This window comes from Mycobacterium gordonae, assembly GCF_002101675.1.
GTDB lineage: Bacteria > Actinomycetota > Actinomycetes > Mycobacteriales > Mycobacteriaceae > Mycobacterium > Mycobacterium gordonae.
Genome location: NZ_LQOY01000147.1, coordinates 1 through 1,807 on the forward strand (window position 1 = coordinate 1; position 1,807 = coordinate 1,807).

The 1,807-nt window shown below is 65.1% G+C and carries 2 pseudogenes; one reads left to right on the forward strand and one right to left on the reverse strand.

The features are described 5' to 3' along the window. Window positions 1-67: 67 nt before the first annotated feature. Window positions 68-160 (reverse strand): annotated as a pseudogene (locus AWC08_RS39695) (IS200/IS605 family transposase); the annotation flags it as partial. A gap of 799 nt (window positions 161-959) precedes the next feature. Between AWC08_RS39695 and AWC08_RS20470 the strand changes: the two are divergent. Then, window positions 960-1,757 (forward strand): annotated as a pseudogene (locus AWC08_RS20470) (IS256-like element IS1512 family transposase); the annotation flags it as partial. Window positions 1,758-1,807 lie beyond the last annotated feature (50 nt).

Genomic DNA, 1,807 nt, shown 5'->3' on the forward strand with positions numbered 1-1,807 from the left:
CCACGACGACGGACCTACGCCAAGCCGCGGCCCCGTCGTAGACGTCGACTCCACACGCCGCTCACCTAGAGATATCGTAGCGCAGTCGCCTGGCCGACACACCCTTGAGACTGTTCACAAGCTTCGAGAGCTGCACGGTGGTCGGTGTCGGTACCCAAAGTTAGGTTGTCGACGTGGCTAACCGTTACAGGCTGTACCCAACAGAGGAGCAGGCTGTCTTCATGCGGGAACGCCACTGTGCGCTGATGCCCGGTACGTGTGGAACCTGGCGGTCGAACAGTTCCGCTACCGTGAGCGGCGCGAGCGCGGCACCACGGGACGGTGCGCGCCGGGTCCCGCGGCGCGGCAAAAGCAGCTTGCCCAGGCGCGGCAAGAGTTCGAGTGGCTACGCGGTGGGTCGTCATCGGTGCAGCAGCAGGCGTTGCGCGACTTCGACCGGGCCGCCCAAGCGTGCTTCGAGGGCAACGCTAAAGCCGACGTGGCGCAAACGCGGCCAGTCCGAGGGCTTTTGCGTCCGCGACACCAAGGTTGTGGTGCACAGCCGTAGGTGGGCGCAGGTCGCGGTGCCGAAGCTGGGTTGGGTGAAGTTCAAGCTGTCCCGTGCGTTTCCCCACGGCAAGTTGGGCATGGCTCGGATCACCCGCAGCTGCACTGGACGCTGGCATGTGAGTTTCCCCGCGCCGCAACCGGCGGTGTCCGACGCCGGCAGGACGGGACGGTCGATCGGTATCGATCGAGGCGTGGCGACCACCGTGGCCACTTCAGACGGCCAGATGTTTCGTGCGCCCAGGATGACGCGAGAAAGCGCGCCGCCGCAAAGGCGGCAGGTTGCGTCCACGAAAGTGGTGTACGAGTCGGGCCGTGAGGTGAGGACCGGCGTGTCGTAGCCGGCTAGTAAAGGGTCATCGCGTGATTCTTCGAGAGACCGACCAAAGTCACTAGAGCAAAGGATCGACGCGATGACCGCTGCCCACGATATCGACCTACCCGCACTGTTGGCTGAGCGACTCACCACCACCCACCCTGATGTGTTGCGCGAACTGCTGGCTACCTTCATCCACACGCTGATGGGCGCCGAGGCTGACGCGCTATGCGGCGCGGCCTACGGTCAGCGCAGCAGCGAGCGGACTAACTCTCGTAACGGTTATCGGCATCGCCAGTTCGATACCCGGGCAGGCAGTTTGGATCTGGCGATTCCCAAGCTGCGCCAGGGGTCCTACTTCCCGGACTGGCTGCTGGAACGCCGCAAACGCGCCGAGCGGGCCCTGACAACTGTGGTGGCCACCTGCTATCTGCTCGGGGTCTCGACCCGGCGGATGGACAAGCTGGTCGAGACCCTCGGGATTACCGGCTTGTCGAAGTCGCAGGTGTCGGTGATGGCCAAAGAACTCGACACTGCCGTGGAGGCTTTCCGCACTCGGCCTCTTGATGCCGGCCCGTATACGTTCATGGCCGCCGACGCTTTGGTACTCAAGGTCCGCGAGGCCGGCCGCGTGGTCAACGTGCACGCGCTGATCGCGGTGGGCGTCAACGCTGAGGGCTACCGCGAAATCCTGGGCATCGACGTCACCACCGCCGAAGACGGTGCGGGCTGGTTGACGTTTCTGCGCTCGTTGACCGCGCGCGGCCTGTCTGGGGTGGCGCTGGTCACCAGCGACGCCCATGCTGGACTGCTCTCAGCGATTGGGGCCACCTTGCCCGGGGCGTCCTGGCAGCGCTGCCGCACCCATTACGCCACCATTAACCGGCCCTCATGGCTGGAGTCAAGAAGGCAGGTCGGTCGAGGGGTCGCGGCGTAGGCGTTGAA